This window comes from Micromonospora phytophila, assembly GCF_023656545.1.
GTDB lineage: Bacteria > Actinomycetota > Actinomycetes > Mycobacteriales > Micromonosporaceae > Micromonospora > Micromonospora phytophila.
This window is the reverse complement of record NZ_JAMOKF010000119.1, coordinates 1-14,063: the sequence shown is the minus strand read 5'-3', so window position 1 is coordinate 14,063 and position 14,063 is coordinate 1. Positions and strand designations below refer to the sequence as shown.

Sequence of the window (14,063 nt, the reverse complement as noted above, 5' to 3'; positions counted from 1 at the left end):
CGCCCGGCGAGCCGGGTCGGGACGGCCCGGAGGCGCCCGGGACGACGGCGACCGGCGGACGCGGGCCGGGCCCCCGCCGCGGCGCGGCGGGTGCCCGGGTCGTCGGGTCGGTCAGGGCAGGGTCCAGCGCTGGGCGCCGGTGCCGTTGCAGTCGTGGATCTGGAGCTGGTTGCCGTCGGTCGTGATGGAGCTGGGGATGCCCAGGCAGCGCCCGGACTACGGGTTCTTCAGGCTCCCGTCGGGCTGGGCGGCCCACTGCTGGGCGCCGGTGCCGTTGCAGTCCCAGAGCTGGACCAGGGTGCCGTTGGCGGTGCCGCTGCTCTTGACGTCCAGGCACTTGCCCAGCCCCCGGACGGTGCCGTCGCCGGGGAGCGTCCAGGCCCGCTGGTTCACCCGGACCAACACCTCGACGGTACGGGCGGAGGTCGAGGCCCTGGTCGGGGCGGCCGCCGCCGCCGGCAAGGTGCCGATTCTCGTGGTCTACAACCTCCCCAACCGGGACTGCGGCGGCGTCAGCACCGGCGGCGCTCCCCACCACGCCACCTACCGGCAGTGGGTGGACCAGGTCGCGGCCGGGCTGAACGGCCGGCCGGCCACCATCGTCCTCGAACCGGACGTGCTGCCGCTGATGACCAGCTGCCAGAACGCCGGCCAGCAGGCCGAGACGAAGGCGTCGATGGCGTACGCCGGCAAGAAGCTCAAGGCCGCCTCCGCCTCGGCGAAGGTCTACTTCGACGCCGGCCACTCGGCCTGGCTCTCCCCGGCCGAGGCCGCGGCCCGGGTCACCGGCGCGGACATCGCCAACAGCGCCGACGGCATCTCGCTGAACGTCTCCAACTACCGGCGCACGGCCGACGAGGTGGCGTACGCCAAGGCCGTGATCGCGGCGACCGGGTGTCCCGGCTGAGGCGGTCGTCGACACCAGCCGCAACGGCAACGGGCCGCTCGGCTCGGAGTGGTGCGACCCGGCCGGACGGGCCATCGGCACCCCGAGCACCACCGCCACCGGCGACCCGGCGATCGACGCGTTCCTCTGGGTCAAGCTGCCCGGCGAGGCCGACGGCTGCCTCGCCGCGGCCGGCCAGTTCGTCCCGCAGCGGGCCTACGACCTGGCCGTGGCCGCCGGTCCGGCGCCGACCACCGGGCCCCCCACGACGACCCCGCCGACCACCACCCCGCCCACGACGCCCCCGCCGGCGACGACTCCCCCGCCGGCCGGCGGTTGCGCGGTGTCGTACACCCCGAACTCGTGGTCGGGCGGCTTCACCGCCGAGCTGCGGGTGACCAACCGGGGCGTCGCGCTCACCGGCTGGACCCTCACCTTCACCGCCGGCGCCGGGGTACGGCTGACCAACGGCTGGAACGGCGAGTGGAGCCAGTCCGGTGACCGGATCACCGTCCGCAACGCCACCTGGAACGGCAGCCTGCCCACCGGCGGGACCACCTCGATCGGCTTCCAGGGCACGTACCCCGGCGCCGCGCTCCCCGCCCCGACCGCCTTCGCGCTCAACGGCACCCCCTGCTCCTGACCCACTCCGCCCGACAACCGGCCGGGCGGCCGGTGTTACCACCGCACCCGCGGCGGGAACACGGGCCGTTGACGAAGGAGGAGGCCCCATGACCACACCGTCGAGTCCGACCTCGGCCTGGCGGCCCGGGATGCCGGGCGGCGACACCCTCCCGTCCGGTCCCGCCGGTCGGCCGGCCGCCCCCGGCGGCGACGGGCACGGCCCGGAAACCGGTCCGCCGACCGTGACGATCGGGTCGTACCCGGACTACCCGTCCGCCCAGCAGGTGATCGACCACCTGGCGGACAACCGGTTCCCGGTGGAGCGCACGGCCATCGTCGGCACCAACCTCACCCTGGTGGAGACGGTGCTCGGCCGGATGACCACCGGCCGCGCGGCGCTGGTCGGCGCCGGCACCGGCGCCTGGTTCGGGCTCTTCATCGGCCTGCTGTTCGGCATCTTCACCGTCGGCAACTGGGTCGCGGTGATCCTGGTCGGGCTGGTCGTCGGCGCGCTCTGGGGCGCGGTCTTCGGGGCGGTCGCGCACGCGATGACCGGTGGGAAGCGGGACTTCACCTCGGCCAGCTCGCTGCGCGCCGGCCGGTACGCCGTCATCGTCGACGTGGACGTGGCCGACCAGGCCCGCCAGCTGCTGGGCCGGATGCAGCTGACCGGGCGGCAGGCGGACGCCCGCTGAGCGAGGCTGAACCCGGCCGTCCCGGCGCGTCCGCCGGGGCGGCCGTCAGCCGTGGTACGCCAACTCGCCCGCGCGCAGGGCCACCTCCACCCGGTTCTCCGGCGGTGCCAGCGGGCAGGCGTATGAAGAACTGTATGCGCAGGAGGGGTTGTACAGGTAGTTGGCGTCCAACCGGACGCGGTCACCGGGCAGCAGGGTCAGGCCGCGGCCGAAGGTGCCCTTGACCGTGTCGGTGAGGTACCGGCCGCCGCCATACGTCTGGTCCCCGCAGGTGGCGTCCCGCAGCGGCAGGAACAGCCCACCGCCGTACGCCGCGATCCACCACAGGGTCAGCGGTCCCCAGGCGGTGTCCGCCACGGCGACCCGGCGGTAACGGACCACGCCGTCGGGCCCGCCGGTGTCGACGGCGAGCTCACCGGTGGCGGGGCGCAGGGGCGCCTCGACGACCGCCGCCGGGTCGGGTGGGAAGTAGCGCAGCCCGGTGAAGCCCGGCCGGTCGGGCGGCGGGACCGGGCTCTGCGGGTGATCGGCGAAGAGGGCGTCGCGTCCGGCGCGGAACCCGGCCAGGTCGACCGGGGAGAGGTAGAGCCGGGCCACCCGCTCCCGCCAGTCGAGCAGTTCGAGGTCGTCCATCCCGTCGAGGCTAGTCACCGCCGCCGTCGGCGCCCCGCCGTGCCGGGCCGCGTTCACCGGTCTGTGGCGAGGCGGCCGTGCAGGTGCTCGTCGTAGCGGCGGCCGTCGCCGTAGCGGTAGGACTCGCGCAACGTGCCCTCGGCCGGGTAGCCGGCCCGCTCGGCGACCCGGCAGGAGGCCGGGTTGGCCACCGCGTGGCACAGCTCGATGCGGTGCAGCCCGAGCTCGGCGAACGCCCAGCCGGTGAGCCGGACGACGGCGCCGGTGGCCACGCCCCGCCCGCGCGCCTCGGGCATCGTCCAGTAGCCGATCGAGGCGTCCCCGGCGTGGATCCGGTGCAGCGACACCGACCCGAGCAGAATCCGGTCGTCGGCGGGGTCGGCGACCGCCAGCGAGACGTGGTCGCCGGCGGACCAGTCGGCCCGGCGGCGGACCCAGTGCAGCGCGGCGGCCCGGTCGAGCAGCCCGCCCTGCGGGTTCCACTGGGCGATCACCGGGTCCCGGAGCGCGGTCAGCACCGTGGGTGCGTCCTGCTCCCGCCACGGTCGCAGCAGCAGGCCGGGGGCGGTCAGTTCCAGGCGGTCCACGATGCCGGAGTTTCGCACACGGTCCGGGATGCCTGCCAGGTCATTCGACAAGCCTTCCTTCAAAGCTGCACGTCTCGGCCCAGGCGCGCCCTTCTGCACTCCTGAAGCCGGTAGTTGAATTTTGAAAGAGTGCTACCCTGGTGGCGTGACCGAGAGCCTGCACGGCACCCGCCTCGCCGCCTGGCGCGCGTACATCGAGGCCAGCCAACGGCTGTTCACCCAGCTCGAGGAGGACCTGCGCGCCGACAGCGGGCTGAGCTTCGCCGACTACCACGTCCTGGTGCTGCTCTCCGAGGCGCCGGGGCAACGGCTGCGGATGGGCGAGCTGGCCGGCCGGCTGGTCTTCTCGCCCAGCCGGCTGACGTACCAGGTCTCCTCCATGCAGCGACGCGGCCTGGTCGCCCGGGAGTCGTGTCCCGAGGACCGCCGCGGCAGCGAGGCGGTGCTCACCGCCGCCGGGCTGCTGGCCCTGCGCGACGCCGCCCCGCACCACCTGCGGTCGGTACGCGCCCACCTGATGGACGACCTCGACGACGCCGAGGTCGCCTGCCTCAACCGGATCTTCGAGCGGCTCGGCCGGCGTCTGCGCGCCGAGCGCGACGCCTCGTCCGCCACCCCGACGCCCCTGAGGAGTTCGTGATGCCCGCCGTCACCGTCGACGACATGCTCGTCCTGCCCCGCCTGCCCCGGCTCGACAAGTCCACCATCATCCGGCCGGTCCGCCGGCTGACCACCGCGCCCAACGGCTACGAGGGCGAGGGCTTCCCGGTGCGCCGGGCCTTCGCCGGCGTGCCGATGACGGAGCTCGACCCCTTCATCCACCTCGACCAGATGGGCGAGGTGGAGTACGCGCCGGGTGAGCCGAAGGGCACCTCGTGGCACCCGCACCGCGGCTTCGAGACCGTGACGTACATGATCGACGGGATCATGGACCACCAGGACTCGCAGGGTGGCGGCGGCTCCATCACCGACGGCGACACCCAGTGGATGACGGCGGGCAGCGGCCTGTTGCACATCGAGGCGCCCCCGGAGCACCTGGTCGCCAGCGGCGGGATGTTCCACGGCACCCAGCTCTGGGTCAACCTGCCCCGGGTCGCCAAGATGAGCCCGCCGCGCTACCAGGACATCCGCGGCCGGGAGTCGGCGCTGCTCACCACGCCGGACGGCGGCGCGCTGATCCGGGTGATCGCCGGCGAGGTCGCCGGGCACAAGGGGCCGGGCTCCACCCACACCCCGATCACCGTCACCCACGTCACCGTGCAACCCGGCGCGCAGGTCGACCTGCCGTGGCGGGTCAACTTCAACGCCCTGGTCTACGTGCTGGGCGGGCGGGGCACGGTCGGCGCCGAGAAGCGGCCGGTGCACACCGGCCAGCTCGCCGTGCACGGGCCCGGGGGCGCGCTGCGGTTCGCCGCGGACGCGCAGCAGGACAGCCGCACGCCGGCGCTGGAGCTCTTCATCATGGGCGGCAAGCCGATCCGGGAGCCGGTGGCGCACTACGGCCCGTTCGTCATGAACACTCGCGACGAGCTGGTCAAGGCGTTCGAGGACTTCCAGGCCGGCAGGCTCGGCGTCATCCCGGCCGAGCGCCTGCCGCACACCGACGGCCCTGGCCGGCCCTGACCGACACGCACCAGCGGTGGGCGCCCCGCAGACCGGGGCGCCCACCGGCGCGTCGAGGGCGTCAGGAGACGGCGAATATGCCGGCCACGCCCAGGATCACCATGAGCAGCACCACCGCCAGCGCACCCCGTTCGCTCTCGACCGCCTGGTCGCGGTACTCGGTCACGGAGTTCGTCGTCTCGCCGGGCATGCTGTGGCCTCCTCGGTGTTCGCGTCTCGTGCGGGTGGGCGTCGTCGGGGGCGACCGACCAGGTCACCGGTGTGCCGGCCGGCGTGCGGACCCACGACGGGGGTCCTACCGTGAGGACGTTGTCGACCTCGGGAGGGCTGGAACGTGGCGCTGCAGGACTGGTTCCTCACCGCACGGGAACGTGCCAACCCGAAATCAGAGTTACCCGTCTGGACCAGCGGAAACCTTGCCGAGCCGTTAATTCACGGTGCCGCGTACTTCGACCGGCTGGTCAGCGAGGTGGAGGCGCTGGAGGAGGGTGACCACCTCTTCTTCACCGACTGGCGGGGTGATCCGGACCAGCGGATGCGCCCGGACGGCCCGACGGTGGCCCAACTCTTCTCCCGGGCCGCCCAGCGCGGCGTGGTGGTCAAGGGCCTCATCTGGCGGTCCCACCTCGACGCGCTGGCCTACAGCGAGGACGAGAACCGCACCCTCAGTGAGACGATCTCGGCCGCCGGCGGCGAGGTGCTGCTCGACCAGCGGGTGCGCCGGGGCGGCTCGCACCACCAGAAGCTGGTGGTGCTGCGCCACCCCCGCGCGCCGGAGCGGGACGTCGCCTTCGCGGGCGGGATCGACCTGTGCCACAGCCGGCGCGACGACGCCGGGCACGGTGGCGACCCGCAGGCGGTGCAGATGTCGCCCCGCTACGGCCCGCACCCACCTTGGCACGATGTGCAGCTCGCGGTCTGCGGCCCGGTGGTCGGCGCCCTGGACACGACGTTCCGGGAACGCTGGACCGACCCGATGCCGCTGGATTCGGAGAACCCCCTCGCGTACGCCCGGGACCGGCTGCACGGCGCGGACCTGCGCCCGGACCGGCTGCCCGACCAGCCGGCCGACCCGCCGCCCTGCGGTCCGCACCACGTGCAGGTGCTGCGCACCTACCCGGCGGTCCGACCCCGGTACTCCTTTGCCCCCGACGGCGAACGCACGGTGGCCCGCGGCTACACCAAGGCGGTCCGCCGGGCCCGCCGGCTGATCTACCTGGAGGACCAGTACCTCTGGTCCACCGAGGTGGCCGACCTCTTCGCCCGGGCCTTGCGCGACAACCCGGAGCTGCACCTGGTCGCCGTGGTCCCCCGGTACCCGGACGTGGACGGCCGGCTGGCGCTGCCACCCAACACGGTCGGCCGCGAGCAGGCCTTGTCGCTCTGCGAGAAGGCCGCCCCGGACCGGGTGCACATCTTCGACGTGGAGAACCAGGCCGGCGAGCCGGTGTACGTGCACGCGAAGGTGTGCGTGGTCGACGACGTGTGGGCCAGCGTGGGCAGCGACAACTTCAACCGTCGGTCCTGGACCCACGACAGCGAGCTCTCCTGCGCGGTGCTCGACGACACCCGCGACGAGCGGGCCCCGACCGACCCGACCGGGCTCGGCGACGGCGCTCGGGTCTTCGCCCGCGAGCTGCGGCTGCGGCTGTGGCGCGAGCACCTGGACCGCGCCCCGGACGGCAGCGGCGACGAGGACCTGCTCGACCCGGCCGACGCGGTCGCGGCGATCACCGCCGCCGGGGACGCGTTGCAACGGTGGTACGACTCCGGCCAGGTTGGGCCGCGACCGCCGGGCCGGCTGCGCCCGCACCGAGCGGAACGGTTGCCCTGGTACACCCGGCTCTGGGCGCTGCCGGCGTACCGGCTGGTCTACGACCCGGACGGCCGGCCGCTGCGGGCGAGGCGGGCCGGCACCTGGTGAGCCGACCCGCTCCGGGCCGCCGGGACCGCGGCGCTGCCCGGGTGGACCTTCAGGCCACCGGGGTAGGCGAACGAGGCGCGCGGGGAGTAGAAGCCGAAGCCGATGGTGAGCGGGTTCTCCGGGCGGAGGGCGTAGGTCGGGTGCCCCGGGTCCAGGAACTCCACCGCCTCGATGACGAACGGGGTGACCGGTTCGGCGACGTACGGGTAGACGGAGCTGAGCAGCTGCCCGTCCCGGGCGGTGAAGTAGCGGTGGTGCCCGCTGCTGATCACCTGGCCGGTCTCGCCGACCTGGCAGCGGGCGCGGATCAACGGCTCGCCGTCGACCTCGGTCTCGGCGACCAGGGTGCCGGCGCGGCTGGTGATCCTGGTCTGCCCGCGCACGGCGGGGGCGCCCCGGGCGGCGGCGTAGGCGCGCACCCGCTCGCTGGAGGTCACGTAGTGCGTCCACCAGCCGCCGGGGTTCTGGCCGCCCGGCGCGTCCACGCCGTTCAGTGACACCCCGAGGTAGGTCAGCGAGTACGCGCCGAAGCCGGAGGTCTGACTCTCGTCGTCGACGACGTACTGGTTCAGGAAGACCTGACGGTCCCGGCGGGGGGTCAGCCCGGCCGGCACCAGCGCCGCGACCGCGTCCGGGTCCGCCGGCAGCCAGCTGAAGTAGAGCGTGCGGCTGTTCACGACGAGTTGGGGAGCGGCGGAGTCGAGCACGGCACCTCCGAATCGGGGGATGTACCCGCACGCTACGGCCGGTCCCGTCGACGGGACAACGACGGAAAGCCGACACTGAGAAGCGGTTATGCCAGCCCTGCGGGGCCGGTCGGCCGGATCCGGTCGACCCTCGGACGGCACCTGGCGTCAACGGTCGGGCCGCGGTGGACGACCGAAGCCGTAAGGCCGCTCACAATACGAGGAGGTTTTGCCCTTTTCGTCGCCTCCATGGCGAGAAATTACTTAAGTACATCGTCCGTTCGGCTAGATTTCGACAAGCCGATCAGGCTAAGGTGACTCCCGAACGTACATCTGAAGCTAAACCAAAGCGTCACGTCTTTTATCCGCGGACGAGGTGCAGGGAGGACCACCCATGACCGCGCCAACGATCAGCGAGCAGGCGACCACAGCCGCACCGGGCACCACCGAGAAGCTGGACCCGCGGGCGCTCACCGACAGCGCCGCCGACGTGCTCAACGCGATGGCCGCGCTGCCGGCGAACCACCCGTCACGGGCCGCCATGCGCGACCGGGCGATCGAGGCCTGGCTGCCGCTCGCCAACCACCTCGCCCACCGCTACAGCGGTCGCGGCGAGCCCACCGACGACCTGGCCCAGACCGCTGCCGTCGGCCTCATCAAGGCGATCGACAAGTTCGACCCCTCCCGCGGCGTCGACTTCGCCGGCTACGCGATCCCGACCATCATCGGTGAGCTCAAGCGGCACTTCCGCGACCGCACCTGGGACATCCGGGTCCCCCGCCGCCTCCAGGAGCTGCGGCTGGCCATCTCCGACGCCAACAGCACGCTGCTGCAGACCCTCGGCCGCTCGCCGACGGTCGCCGACATCGCCGCCCACCTCAAGCTCACCGAGGAAGAGGTCCTGGAGGGCCTGGAAGGCGCCCGCGCCTACAACGCGGTCTCGCTCTCCACGCCGACCGGCGACGGCGACCGCGCGACCGAGCTGGGCGACATGCTCGGCGGCGAGGACGGCGAGTTCGAGCTGGCGGAGCTGCGTGTCGCCCTGGGCCCCGCGCTCGCCACGCTCGACGAGCGCGAGCAGAAGATCCTCACGCTGCGCTTCTACGGCAACCTGACCCAGTCGCAGATCGCCGAGCAGATCGGCGTCTCGCAGATGCACGTCTCCCGGCTGCTGGCCCGCGCGCTGACCAAGCTGCGGGGTCAGCTCGACGGCACGTACTAGGGGGTGGTTGACGGTGGCCGGGTCGGCGGGCCCGGCCACCGTCGTGTCCGCCCCGCCCGGAGCACGCGAACGGCCGGGTCACCCCAGGGTGACCCGGCCGTCGGCGTCTCAGCGGGCGGGCTCCCGCCACATCGGCCAGAACGGCGTGCCGTCGGGCAGCCGGAACGGCTCGGCCACCCGGTAGCCGTGCCGCGCGTACAGGTCGCGGCTGCTCACGCTGGACGCCTCCAGGTAGCCCGGCACGCCCTCGGCGTCCAGCACCGCGTGGTGGTGCCGCAGCAGCGCGCTGCCCAGCCCCTGTCCCTGCCGCCATGGCGTGACGGCGAGCAGGGCCAGATGGTGGTGGTCGGGGTGCGGGTGGTTGGCGGCGAAGAGTTCGTCGAGGTGGACGAAGCGCTCGGTCCACTCGCCGCACGCCGCGGCCAGCCGGGCGTCGTAGTCCTCCGGCGGCGGCGCCGGCTCACCGACCGACGGGAACCAGACCGCCACGCCCGCCCGGTCCCCGGTGGCGTGGACCAGACCGTGTCGCATCGCGTGGTCCACCAGGATCTCGAACTGGCCGGCCAGCACGGCCTCCCGCTTGCTGGCGTCGGGCACCAGCCACCGGGGGGCGTCCAGGGCCATGAACGCCTCGGCGATCCGCTCCGCGACCAGCCGGGTCTCCTCCGGGCCGACCCGCTGGACCGGGGCGCCGGTCACCGGCGGGCCCCCGTCCCGTCCGGAACAGCCGTGCCGGCGCGCTGCTCCGGCAGGACCCCCGCCGCCGCGCTCTCCGCGCCCAGACCGATCCGGGCGTACGTGTCGGGTCGGTTGCCGCGCAGCACCAGCGCCCAGAGCACGCCGAGCAGCGCGGCCACCGGGTAGGCGACCGGGATCGCCCAGCGCAGCGGCGACTCCGGCGCCACCCCGAGCAGGTCGGCGAAGTTCACCACCGCCAGCGTGACGATCACGACCAGCGCGGCGGCGGCGAGGCCGGGGGCGACCAACCGCCGCCAGAGCGTCTCGGCCCCGCCGTTGCGGGCGAAGAAGGCGATCACCGCGAACGAGGTGGTGGTGATCAGCAGCAGCACCCCGAAGCCGCCGGTGGTGCCGCCCCAGTAGAACAGCTGCACGACCTCGTCCCAGCCGTTGACCGCGTAGAGCAGGATCACCGCCAGGCCGAGGGCGCTCTGCGCGAGGGACGCCGCGCGCGGCGCGCCGCTGCGCGGCGAGGTCTGCCCGAACACCGCCGGCAGCACCCGCTCGCGGCCCAGCGCGAAGGCGTACCGGGCGGTGGTGTTGTGGAACGAGATCATCGCGGCGAGCACGGAGGTCAGGAAGAGCGCCTGGCCGATGGTGACCGCGGTGTCGCCGAGGTGCTCCCCCGCCAGGTTGAAGATCAACCCGACGCTCTGCTCGCCGGCCTCGGCGGCGATCCGGTCCGGTCCGACGGCGACCGTCATGGTCCACGACGACAGCGCGTAGAGCGCCGCGATGATCGCCACCGAGAGGTAGGTGGCCAGCGGCACGGTGCGCCTCGGGTCCTTGCTCTCCTCGCTGAACACCACCGCCGACTCGAAACCGACGAAGCCCAGGATGGCCAGCACCAGCACCGCGCCCGCGCCGGGCACGAAGAGGTTCTCCGGCGACAGGGCCGCGAAGCTGACCGCACCGCCGGCCGGGTTGCCCAGCTGACCGAGGTCGAACACGAGGATCACCACGATCTCGGCGACCAGCAGCGCCGCCAGCACCAGGCCGTTGATGTCCACCCGGAGCAGGCCCAGCACGGCGACGATGGCCCAGGCCACCAGGGCCACCAACCACCAGGCAGGGGCGACGCCGAAGAGCCGGTCCAGCACCGGTGCCGCGGCGGCGCCGACCGCGCCGTAGAGGCCGACCTGCAGGGCGTTGTAGGCGATCAGCGCCACCCAGGCCGCGCCCACGCCGGCCGGTCGGCCCAGACCCCGGGAGATGTACGCGTAGAAGGCGCCGGCGTTCTCCACCCGGCGCGCCATCGCCACGTACCCGACGGCGAAGAGGGCGAGCACCGCGGCGACGGCCAGGAAGGCCACCGGGATGCCGAGCACCCCGATGACGCCGTAGCCGGTGGTCACCACGCCGGCCACCACGGTCAGCGGGGCGGCGGCGGAGAGGACGAAAAAGATCACCGAGGGCACGCCGAGTCGCCCACGGGCCAACGCCTCGGAGACGTTGCTCGGTCGTTCGATGGTTGCTGTCGGCATGTGCGACTCCGTTGGGGGGGAGGGGTCGGGAGGTGCGGGGTCAGGGCATGCCGCGCAGCACGGCGGCGCCGACGGCGGCCTCGGTGTGCGCGACGAGTTCCTTCAGCGGCAAGGGCAGCGCCGGGATGAGCACGCCCAGCCGGTGGTGCGCCCGGGGGCCGGCGCTCCAGAGCACCTCGCGGGTCAGCCCGGCGGCCACCACCAGGCCGAGCAGCAGCGCGTCGGGCACGCTCGGCGGGTCGGGCCGGTCCAGCAGGGCGCGCAGCCGGGTCGCGGGCCAGGCCACGGCGTTGAGGTCGATCGGCAGGTAGCTGACGTTGGTGCGGAGCAGCCGGCGGCTCTCCTGGCGGCGCAGCACGCCCGCCCGGGCCAGCCGCTCCCCCACCGAGGTGGTGGCGCTCTGCGCCAGGAAGCTGAGCCAGGTGCGGACGGCCTGGTGCTGCGACTCACCGACCAGTTGGTCCAGCACGGTGTGCGCGAGCGCGTCCGCCGGCGGACGCCGGTCGATCACCGCGACGAGTCCGTTGGAGACGGTGACGTGTCCGTAGAGGATCAGCTCGCCGAGCAGGCCGCCGGCGAGGCCGAGGCCGGTCGCCGCCGGGTGCAGCCTGGCCTTGCCGCGGCTGTCGTTGTGGGCGATCAGGAAGAACTCGTCGGCGATGAGCAAACGGTCCTCCCGCGCGGGTTGTCCACAGTGATCGCAACCGGGAAAGGATGCACCGGCCGGTGGTGCAACGCAACTCCCGTTTTCGGCCGTTGCACTCCGTGCTGACGCGACCTGCGGATCTTGCCGTGACAGACTCGGAGGGTGACCGCGAGCCCCACCGTCCGCCGCCGCCGTATCGCCCGGGAACTCCGCCAGCTGCGCGAGCGCGCCGGCATGACCCTGGACGTCGCCGCCCGGCAGCTGGACATGTCCAAGAGCAACCTGTCCCGGATCGAGACCGCCCAGATCGGCATCAAGCCGCGCGACGTCCGGGCCGCGCTGGCGCTGTACCAGGTGACCGGGGCGGACGCCGAGGCGCTGATCGAGATCGCCCGTGGCGCGCAGCAGCGCGGCTGGTGGCAGAGCTACAGCGACGTCCTGCCCGAGTGGTTCGAGTTCTACGTCGGGCTGGAGGCGGAGGCGGCGACCCTGCGGACGTACGAGGCCGAGGCGGTGCCCGGGCTGCTGCAGACCCCGGCGTACGCGCAGGAGGTCTTCCGGCGCACCGCCGGGGAGGAGGGCATCGAGCGCAAGGTCGCCGCCCGGCTGCGCCGGCAGGACGTGCTGCACCGCGACGATCCGGTCGAGCTGTCGGTGGTGCTGAACGAGGCCGTGCTCTGCCGCCCGGTCGGCGGCAAGCCCGTGATGGGCGAGCAGCTGACCCATCTCGCGAAGGTCGCTCAACTACCGAACGTGACCTTGCAGGTACTTCCGTTCGCGTCCGGCGGCCACCCGGCGATGAACGCCCCGTACGTGATCCTCACCTTCGCCGACACCGCCGACGCCGCCGTCGTCTACCTGGAAAACCTCACGATGGGGCTGGCTCTGGAGGAAGCCGGTCACGTCTCCGGGTATAGCCTGGTGCACGAGGAGCTGTGCCGTTCGGCACTCGATCCGGCGGCGTCGCTGACCCGCCTGACGAAAGCTTCTCGTGACTTTGCGTGACCGCTGACGCGGCACGCCGGCACAGACGAGGGGTACCGATGACGGCGCTCGACCTGACCCGGGCGCGGTGGCGCACCAGCAGCCGCAGCGTGGGTAACGGCAACTGCGTGGAGGTCGCCGCCGCCGCGGGCCGGGTCGCCGTCCGGGACAGCAAGGACCGGGGCGGCCCCGTGCTGGCCTTCCCGCCGTCGGCGTGGCGCGCCTTCGTCACCGGCATCGACGCGGTACGCCCCGACTGACGCCGCCGGGAGGCGGTGCGAGACTGGGCCGTGCTCTCCGACGTACCCCTCGACCTGCCCGTGCGGCCGGCGCTGCCGGCGCTGGTCGCGGCGCTGCGCTCCGCCGGCGCCGGGGTGCTGGTGGCGCCGCCGGGGACGGGGAAGACCACCCTCGCTCCGCTGGCCGTGGCCGACGCGGTCACCGGTCGCGTGGTGATCGCCCAGCCGCGCCGGGTGGCCGCCCGGGCGGCGGCCCGCCGGATCGCCGCGCTGCTCGGCGAGCCGGTCGGCGAGCGGGTCGGGTACGCCGTGCGCGGCGAGCGCCGGATCGGCCCGCGTACCCGGATCGAGGTGGTCACCACCGGGCTGCTGGTCCGTCGGCTGCACCACGACCCCGAGTTGACCGGGACCGGCGCGGTGCTGCTCGACGAGTGCCACGAGCGGCAGCTCGACGCCGACCTGGCGCTGGCGTTCACGGTGGAAGCCCGGGGGGCCCTCCGCCCCGACCTGTGGCTGCTGGCGATGTCGGCCACCCCGGAGGCGGACCGGTTCGCCGCCCTGCTCGGCGGCGACGGCCCGCCCGCGCCGATCGTGCGGGCGTCCTCGGCGCTGCACCCGGTGGCCCGGATCTGGGCGCCGCCGACCCGATCGGCTGCCGCGCCCGGGGCCGGCCCGGTCGACCGGGTGCTGCTGGACCACGTCGCGGCGACGGTCCGCCGGGCGCTGCACGAGCGCACCGGTGACCTGCTGGTCTTCCTCCCCGGGGCCGGTGAGATCGCCGCCGTCGCCCGGCGCCTGGCCGACCTGCGCGACGAGGTCGCGATCCTGCCGCTGCACGGCCGGCAGCGCGGCGCCGACCAGGACGCGGCGCTGCTCCCGGCGCAGCGGCGGCGGGTGGTGCTGGCGACCTCGGAGGCCGAGAGCAGCCTGACCGTGCCGGGGGTCCGGGTGGTGGTGGACGCCGGGCTGTCCCGGGTGGCCCGGATGGACCTGTCCCGGGGGCTCGGCGCGCTGGTGACCGTGCCGGTGTCCCGGGCGGCGGCCACCCAGCGGGCCGGGCGGGCCGGCCGGGAGGCGCCCGGGTACGTCTAC

18 protein-coding genes and 1 pseudogene are annotated in these 14,063 nt (G+C 73.9%); 11 read left to right on the top strand and 8 right to left on the bottom strand.

Translation table 11 applies throughout. From position 1 onward, the window contains the following. Window positions 1-216: 216 nt before the first annotated feature. Complete coding sequence (locus tag NCC78_RS16150; protein WP_250795386.1) at window positions 217-462, bottom strand: ricin-type beta-trefoil lectin domain protein; 246 nt, start codon at window positions 460-462, stop codon at window positions 217-219. On the opposite strand from NCC78_RS16150, the gene NCC78_RS16145 reads away from it, so the two are divergent. The 4 genes and pseudogenes from NCC78_RS16145 to NCC78_RS16130 all read left to right on the top strand — a co-directional run bounded on the left by NCC78_RS16145 (window position 356) and on the right by NCC78_RS16130 (window position 2,205). Then, complete coding sequence (locus NCC78_RS16145) at window positions 356-907, top strand: glycoside hydrolase family 6 protein (RefSeq protein WP_250795385.1); 552 nt, start codon at window positions 356-358, stop codon at window positions 905-907. The genes NCC78_RS16150 and NCC78_RS16145 overlap by 107 nt on opposite strands. A gap of 43 nt (window positions 908-950) precedes the next feature. Further along, a pseudogene (locus NCC78_RS32780) lies at window positions 951-1,064 on the top strand (glycoside hydrolase family 6 protein); the annotation flags it as partial. 165 nt (window positions 1,065-1,229) lie between these two features. Continuing rightward, entirely contained in the window at window positions 1,230-1,529 is a 300-nt protein-coding gene (locus NCC78_RS16135; protein WP_250795384.1) for a cellulose binding domain-containing protein, read from the top strand. An 88-nt stretch (window positions 1,530-1,617) separates the two neighbouring features. Then, complete coding sequence (locus NCC78_RS16130) at window positions 1,618-2,205, top strand: general stress protein (RefSeq protein WP_250795382.1); 588 nt, start codon at window positions 1,618-1,620, stop codon at window positions 2,203-2,205. 45 nt (window positions 2,206-2,250) lie between these two features. Here the strand turns inward: NCC78_RS16130 and NCC78_RS16125 are convergent, their stop codons facing one another. Together NCC78_RS16125 and NCC78_RS16120 are read right to left on the bottom strand one after the other, a co-directional pair. Then, complete coding sequence (locus NCC78_RS16125) at window positions 2,251-2,838, bottom strand: DUF1684 domain-containing protein (protein WP_250795380.1); 588 nt, start codon at window positions 2,836-2,838, stop codon at window positions 2,251-2,253. 53 nt (window positions 2,839-2,891) lie between these two features. After that, on the bottom strand, window positions 2,892-3,425 hold the full coding sequence (locus NCC78_RS16120; RefSeq protein WP_250795379.1) for a GNAT family N-acetyltransferase: 534 nt from the start codon (window positions 3,423-3,425) through the stop codon (window positions 2,892-2,894). 145 nt (window positions 3,426-3,570) lie between these two features. On the opposite strand from NCC78_RS16120, the gene NCC78_RS16115 reads away from it, so the two are divergent. Together NCC78_RS16115 and NCC78_RS16110 are read left to right on the top strand one after the other, a co-directional pair. After that, on the top strand, window positions 3,571-4,065 hold the full coding sequence (locus NCC78_RS16115; protein ID WP_250795378.1) for a MarR family winged helix-turn-helix transcriptional regulator: 495 nt from the start codon (window positions 3,571-3,573) through the stop codon (window positions 4,063-4,065). Then, window positions 4,065-5,048 carry a pirin family protein gene (locus NCC78_RS16110; RefSeq protein ID WP_250795377.1) on the top strand — a complete coding sequence of 328 codons (984 nt, stop codon included), beginning with the start codon at window positions 4,065-4,067 and terminating at the stop codon, window positions 5,046-5,048. Before NCC78_RS16115 ends, NCC78_RS16110 begins: the two co-directional genes overlap by 1 nt. A 61-nt stretch (window positions 5,049-5,109) precedes the next feature. On the opposite strand, the gene NCC78_RS32075 is transcribed toward NCC78_RS16110, so the two are convergent. Beyond that, complete coding sequence (locus tag NCC78_RS32075) at window positions 5,110-5,238, bottom strand: hypothetical protein (protein WP_284706307.1); 129 nt, start codon at window positions 5,236-5,238, stop codon at window positions 5,110-5,112. Between the two features lie 144 nt (window positions 5,239-5,382). Between NCC78_RS32075 and NCC78_RS16105 the strand changes: the two genes are divergently transcribed. After that, the gene (locus NCC78_RS16105) at window positions 5,383-6,972 is read left to right on the top strand and encodes a phospholipase D family protein (protein WP_250795375.1); all 1,590 of its coding nucleotides are present in this window, start codon (window positions 5,383-5,385) and stop codon (window positions 6,970-6,972) included. Here the strand turns inward: NCC78_RS16105 and NCC78_RS16100 are convergent. Further along, the gene (locus NCC78_RS16100; protein WP_250795374.1) at window positions 6,921-7,679 is read right to left on the bottom strand and encodes an acetoacetate decarboxylase family protein; all 759 of its coding nucleotides are present in this window, start codon (window positions 7,677-7,679) and stop codon (window positions 6,921-6,923) included. The genes NCC78_RS16105 and NCC78_RS16100 overlap by 52 nt on opposite strands. A gap of 373 nt (window positions 7,680-8,052) precedes the next feature. On the opposite strand from NCC78_RS16100, the gene NCC78_RS16095 reads away from it, so the two are divergent. Further along, window positions 8,053-8,880, top strand: a complete 828-nt coding sequence (locus tag NCC78_RS16095; RefSeq protein ID WP_250795373.1) for a SigB/SigF/SigG family RNA polymerase sigma factor — start codon at window positions 8,053-8,055, stop codon at window positions 8,878-8,880. 108 nt (window positions 8,881-8,988) lie between these two features. Here NCC78_RS16095 and NCC78_RS16090 read toward each other — a convergent pair whose 3' ends face one another. The 3 genes from NCC78_RS16090 to NCC78_RS16080 are packed head-to-tail and all read right to left on the bottom strand — an operon-like array spanning window position 8,989 to window position 11,769. Then, complete coding sequence (locus NCC78_RS16090; RefSeq protein WP_250795372.1) at window positions 8,989-9,579, bottom strand: GNAT family N-acetyltransferase; 591 nt, start codon at window positions 9,577-9,579, stop codon at window positions 8,989-8,991. Further along, a complete protein-coding gene (locus tag NCC78_RS16085) occupies window positions 9,576-11,102 on the bottom strand; it encodes an APC family permease (protein WP_250795371.1) in 1,527 nt (508 codons plus the stop codon). The genes NCC78_RS16090 and NCC78_RS16085 overlap by 4 nt, the downstream gene beginning before the upstream one ends. Before the next feature lie 40 nt (window positions 11,103-11,142). Beyond that, a complete protein-coding gene (locus tag NCC78_RS16080; protein WP_250795370.1) occupies window positions 11,143-11,769 on the bottom strand; it encodes a GOLPH3/VPS74 family protein in 627 nt (208 codons plus the stop codon). A 141-nt stretch (window positions 11,770-11,910) separates the two neighbouring features. Here NCC78_RS16080 and NCC78_RS16075 point away from each other — a divergent pair, with 141 nt between their 5' ends. The 3 genes from NCC78_RS16075 to NCC78_RS16065 all read left to right on the top strand — a co-directional run. Continuing rightward, complete coding sequence (locus tag NCC78_RS16075) at window positions 11,911-12,753, top strand: helix-turn-helix domain-containing protein (RefSeq protein ID WP_250795368.1); 843 nt, start codon at window positions 11,911-11,913, stop codon at window positions 12,751-12,753. 38 nt (window positions 12,754-12,791) lie between these two features. Beyond that, complete coding sequence (locus tag NCC78_RS16070; protein ID WP_250795367.1) at window positions 12,792-12,992, top strand: DUF397 domain-containing protein; 201 nt, start codon at window positions 12,792-12,794, stop codon at window positions 12,990-12,992. A 30-nt stretch (window positions 12,993-13,022) separates the two neighbouring features. Next, window positions 13,023-14,063: helicase-related protein (locus NCC78_RS16065; RefSeq protein ID WP_284706308.1), on the top strand; the 1,041-nt coding region annotated here is incomplete at its 3' end.